This is a genomic window from Acidovorax delafieldii 2AN (assembly GCF_000175235.1).
In the GTDB taxonomy this organism is placed as follows: Bacteria; Pseudomonadota; Gammaproteobacteria; order Burkholderiales; family Burkholderiaceae_C; genus Acidovorax; species Acidovorax delafieldii_B.
In genome coordinates this window covers 1-4,894 of record NZ_ACQT01000257.1, presented here as the reverse complement: position 1 = coordinate 4,894, position 4,894 = coordinate 1, and the positions used below count along the sequence as shown (strand labels likewise).

General features: G+C 64.8%; 6 protein-coding genes. All 6 read right to left on the bottom strand.

Going from position 1 to position 4,894, the window contains the following annotated elements; genetic code table 11:
* Positions 1 to 129: 129 nt before the first annotated feature.
* The 6 genes from ACDELDRAFT_RS19125 to ACDELDRAFT_RS19100 all read right to left on the bottom strand — a co-directional run bounded on the left by ACDELDRAFT_RS19125 (position 130) and on the right by ACDELDRAFT_RS19100 (position 4,893).
* Positions 130 to 684 (bottom strand): FlgO family outer membrane protein, encoded by a 555-nt coding sequence (locus ACDELDRAFT_RS19125; RefSeq protein WP_005799674.1) that lies wholly within the window; start codon positions 682 to 684, stop codon positions 130 to 132.
* The gene (locus ACDELDRAFT_RS19120) at positions 681 to 1,367 is read right to left on the bottom strand and encodes a hypothetical protein (RefSeq protein ID WP_005799673.1); all 687 of its coding nucleotides are present in this window, start codon (positions 1,365 to 1,367) and stop codon (positions 681 to 683) included. The genes ACDELDRAFT_RS19125 and ACDELDRAFT_RS19120 overlap by 4 nt, the downstream gene beginning before the upstream one ends.
* A 211-nt stretch (positions 1,368 to 1,578) precedes the next feature.
* Positions 1,579 to 2,778, bottom strand: a complete 1,200-nt coding sequence (locus ACDELDRAFT_RS19115) for a phosphoglycerate kinase (RefSeq protein ID WP_005799672.1) — start codon at positions 2,776 to 2,778, stop codon at positions 1,579 to 1,581.
* A gap of 74 nt (positions 2,779 to 2,852) precedes the next feature.
* Positions 2,853 to 3,188, bottom strand: a complete 336-nt coding sequence (locus tag ACDELDRAFT_RS19110) for an AzlD domain-containing protein (RefSeq protein WP_005799671.1) — start codon at positions 3,186 to 3,188, stop codon at positions 2,853 to 2,855.
* A complete protein-coding gene (locus tag ACDELDRAFT_RS19105; protein WP_005799670.1) occupies positions 3,185 to 4,006 on the bottom strand; it encodes an AzlC family ABC transporter permease in 822 nt (273 codons plus the stop codon). The genes ACDELDRAFT_RS19110 and ACDELDRAFT_RS19105 overlap by 4 nt, the downstream gene beginning before the upstream one ends.
* Positions 4,003 to 4,893, bottom strand: coding sequence for a methionyl-tRNA formyltransferase (locus ACDELDRAFT_RS19100; RefSeq protein ID WP_005799669.1), 891 nt, complete (start codon positions 4,891 to 4,893; stop codon positions 4,003 to 4,005). The genes ACDELDRAFT_RS19105 and ACDELDRAFT_RS19100 overlap by 4 nt, the downstream gene beginning before the upstream one ends.
* Position 4,894: the final 1 nt, after the last annotated feature.

The following is a 4,894-nucleotide window of genomic DNA, read 5'->3' as shown; positions in this document are numbered from 1 at the left end:
AAGGCCCCATCCGATGGAGGGGGCCCTTGGAAGGGACGTTTCCGGCCCCCTCGTTTCAACAAGTTAAGCGAAGGGCTTGCGTCGAGACGGCCTTTTGCAAATCGACCGCCCGCAGGCGGCAATGTGGAGTCAGCGGGGCACTGCCAGCAGGCGCTGCACGTCGCGGTCGTTGGGCAGCGCGTAATCGTAGCCACGGACAATGCGGCTGTCTTCGGTGCGCACCAGCTTCAGGCTCACGAAGGTGTAGTTCGCTGCGGCCGAATAGGTGCCCACCAGCACCAGCGATGCATTGTGGTTGCGGGCGATGTCCTTGATTTCACGCGACAGCAGCAATTCGCCAGCGCCTTCCTTCACGAACACGTCGCCACGCAGCTTGATTTCCTTCACATTGAAGCCATTGGCGGCCATGTGCGAGGCATATTGCTCCGACAGGGTGCGGCCCAACGGGGCAGAGCGGCTGAGGTCGTTGACGTTCACCACGGTGGCCACAAGCACGGGGCCCCCGCCCAGGGCGTTCAGGTCGAAACCGGCCACGAGCTTACCGACGGCGTCACGGCTGCTTTGCAGGAACTGGTTGCTGGCAGCGTCCTGGTAAGTGGGGTCAACACGGACGGTGCCATTGTTGGCGGCACAGCCGGCCAGCACCACGGCGGCCAGTGCGCTCAGGAGTGCGGTGGATTTCATTGTGAAACTACCTTGAGGTTGACGTTACGGTACGAAGGACGCATGAACAGGGGCGTATCGGCATTCTCGAGGTAATACACGTCGGTCTTGCGGGCCACGTACTGGCCGCCACGCGTCACGGTGGTGGTCAGGATCATTTCGGTATTGGTAGGCCCGCCCGAGTTGATGCTGCTGGCGTAGTCGGCCGCGACCGTGAGGCCCAGGCCCGCGAGCAGCTGGGTATCGACGTGCTCGTGGCGCAGGCCATAGGCGGCCATCAGGCCGGCGGCGATCATGGTGTACTGGCCAGGAATGAAATGGGGGCGGTCGCTGTTGTGGCGAACGACCTGGACGTTGTAGGTGACGTCGAGGGTCTGGCCCGGAGCCTGCTGCACCTGGGCACCGCTCTGAACCAGCTTGGTGATCAGAAAATCGCGAAAGGCCAGTTCAAAGGCGCTGGGGTTCGGGGGCAGTGCCACGTGCAGTTGGGTTCCCGGGGCAATGCCTGCCTTGTCCAGCGTGCCCAGCGTCTGTGCCACGACGTCACGGGAAACCAGATCCCAATGACCGGCCGAACGCACTTTGGGCTGCACGGTCAGTTCAAAATTTTCCGCAAGGGGAATTGGCGACCTTGCAGCGCACCCCACCAAAGTAGCCACAGCGCCGGCCACGACGGCCAAGCTGATTGCCTTTGAAAACGACATGATTCCCTCCTACGGACCATTGAGAGGCGGGGATATGAACAGTTACATCCCTCGCGTTTGAAAAATAATTCTGGGCGGGATGCTCAACAAAAACAAGAAAAAATTGCGCTAACTACGCCAGGGAGCAGGCAGTTCGTTGTTTTTGGTCACAGATTGGCGCGCATGCTTACGCGCCAGCCGCAACTGCTCACGTTTGGCAAGACCCTGTTATTCAGGATTTTGTAACAGCTCGTTTTTCGAGAATCTCAAAAGCAGGCAGGGTTTTGCCTTCGAGAACCTCCAGGAATGCGCCGCCACCCGTCGAGATATATCCCACCTGTTGCTCAATGCCATATTTGGCAATGGCCGCCAGAGTATCTCCACCGCCCGCGATACTGAATGCGGGGGATTGCGCAATGGCCTGGGCGATCTCGCGCGTGCCATTTTCAAAGGCAGGGAATTCAAATACGCCGACCGGTCCGTTCCACACAATGGTGCCCGCGGACTTGAGCTGCGCGGCCAGCCGTGTCGCAGTCTGGGGGCCAATGTCCAGAATCAGGTCGTCGGCGGCCACATCGGTGGCGGCCTTGATGGTGGCGGGCGCGTCGGCGGCAAAGGTTTTGGCGGTGACCACGTCGGTGGGAATCGGCACCTCGGCGCCGCGGGCCTTCATCGTCGCCATGACGGCCTTGGCCGCGTCGAGCAGGTCCGGCTCAGCCAGGCTTTTACCAATGGGCAGCCCGGCAGCCAGCATGAAGGTGTTGGCAATGCCGCCGCCCACGATCAACTGATCGACCTTGTCGGCCAGGCTCTGCAAGATGGTGAGCTTGGTGGACACCTTGGAACCCGCCACGATCGCGGCGAGGGGCCGCTGGGGATGCGCCAGGGCCTTGGTCAGAGCGTCGATTTCGGCGGAAAGCAGGGGGCCTGCGCATGCGATGGGGGCGTACTGCGCAATGCCATAGGTGGTGCCCTCGGCGCGGTGGGCCGTGCCAAAAGCGTCATTCACGAAGATGTCGCACAGGGCGGCGAGCTTGCGCGCCAGCTCTTCCTTGTTTTTCTTCTCGCCCACATTCAGGCGGCAGTTTTCCAGCAGCACCACCTGACCGGGCGCCACGTTCACGCCGTCCACCCAGTTCGCCAAAAGGGGCACGTCGCGGCCCAGCAGCTCGGACAGGCGCTGCGCCACAGGGGCCAAGGAGTCTTCGGGTTTGAACTCGCCTTCGGTGGGGCGGCCCAGGTGGCTGGTCACCATCACGGCGGCGCCCGCGTCCAGGGCCATGCGAATGCAGGGAATCGAGGCGCGGATGCGCGTGTCTTCGGTAATGCGGCCGGCGGCGTCCTGCGGCACGTTCATGTCGGCACGGATGAAAATGCGCTGATTACGGGCCTGGCCCTGGGCGCACAGATCGGAAAAGCGGAGGATGTTCATGGAAGGGTAGCTCGCGAAGGGGGCACGTGTAACAGGGCTGTCATTTTAGGCGCCCGCCGTGCCGTTGCCGCGCGCTACCAGCCCCAGCCGATGTGCAGCGGAAGGTACACCAGCATGCCCACCACGATGGTGCCCAGGATGCCGCGGCGCCAGAAGTAATAGCCGCTGGCGCACAGCACGGCGGGCAGGCGCGCGTCTTTCAGCGTGGCGATCAGTTCGCCGTGGGCCATGAGGATCTCCGGCGCGATGACCGCCGTGAGGGCTGCCAGCGGTGCATATTTGAGCCCGCGCTTGAGCCAGTCGGGCAGGGGCATCTCGCGCTCGGGCAGCATGAAGAAAGAGCGCGTCAAGACAGTGAGCACGGCAAGGCCCACCACAGCGACCAGGGGCTCAAGCCACGACCAGTTCACGGGTGCAGCTCCTCGCGCAGTGCCACCGCGTCACCTGCCTCGACCTGCTCCAGTTCGTCGGCGGGGATCAGGCTGTCGGCGGGCACCAGCAGCACTTCGGGTTTGTGGCGGCGCCGGTCCACGGCCTCGATCAGCAGGCCGACGGTGACCGCGGCCACGATGGCCACGAGGATGTTGAGCTTGAGCGGCAGCGCAAAGGCGGCAATGGCCGCTGTTGCGGCCACCCCCGTGGCAAGCCACGTCGCACGGTCGAACAGCAACGACAGCAGCACCCCGAGCAGCGCCAGCACGCCGGCAAACCCGAGGCCCCACGACAAGGGCACGGCATTGGCCAGCAGGATGCCGGCGATCGACGGCACCTGCCAGGCCAGCCAGTTGGTGGTGGCGGCGCCCCAGAAATAGGGCACCTGGTCGGGTGCGGGCTGTGGCTCGGGAAAGCGCTTCATGAAGGCCACGAAGATCACGTCGCCGCTGAAGTAACCGATGGCCAGGCGCTGGCGCAGCGGCAAGTGGGCAAAGTAGCTGCGCCAAAGGCTGCTGAAGATCACGAAGCGAAGGTTCACGCACGCCGCCGTGAGCCACACCACCCACAGGGGCGCGGCGGTGGCCAGCAGCGGAATCACGGCCAGCTGGGCGCTGCCCGCATACACCGCCAGCGACATGAAGATGGCCAGCGACGCCGACATGCCGCTCTTCACCATGGCCACACCGGTCACCATGCCCCAGGCGGCGATGCCCAGCGAAGTGCCGGCCATGTCCACTGCTGCCAGGCGAAACGCCGGATGGCGCACGGTCCGGCGGACCGCCTGCATGCTCATGGCGCCGTCGGTGCGCCGGTGGCGGCAGGTACGTGTTCCGCCCCCAGCACCATACCGGGCTGCAACGGAAAGCCGCGCAGGAAATCGGACGCAGGCAGCCGCTTGCCCCCCGACCGCTGCAGAACGGTCAGGCGCAAGGCATCTTCGCCGCAGGCCACCAGCACTCCCGTGCCATCTGTGGCAACAATCTGGCCGCAGCGCTCATCGAGAGAGCGCTGATAGCTATGAATTTCATAGTCCCAGAGTTTGATGGTTTCGTTGCCCAGCGTGGTGGACGCCCCCGGGAACGGGTCGAAGGCGCGGATATGCCGGCCAATCGCAGCGGCAGGCAGCGACCAGTCCACCGCGCTTTCGGCCTTCTCGATCTTGTGGGCATAGGTCACGCCTTCGGCCGGCTGCTTGACCGGATGCAGGCCACCGCAAGCGGCCAACTCGAGCGCTTCCACGATCATCCGGCCACCCAGTTCGGCCAGCCGGTCGTGCAGCGAGGCCGTGGTGTCGTGGGCAGTGATGGGCAGCTTTTCAATGAGCAACATGTCACCCGTGTCGAGCCCTGCGTCCATCTGCATGATGGTGACGCCGGTTTCGGCATCGCCGGCCTCGATCGCCCGGTGGATGGGGGCAGCGCCGCGCCAGCGCGGCAGCAGGCTGGCGTGGATGTTCAGGCACCCCAGTCCCAGCGCACCCGCGCTGCCCGCTGCGCAGGATGCGCCGCCGTCCAGGGGGGCTTGCGCGCCTTCGGACGGCCGTGCGGGGCCCATGGCATCCAGCACCCACTGCGGCAGGATCAGGCCGTAGGCGGCCACCACCATGGCATCGGCCTGCGCGGCCAGCAGAACTGCGCGCGCGGCTGCGGCGTCTTCAGGGAATTTGCCGTCCAGGCGCAGG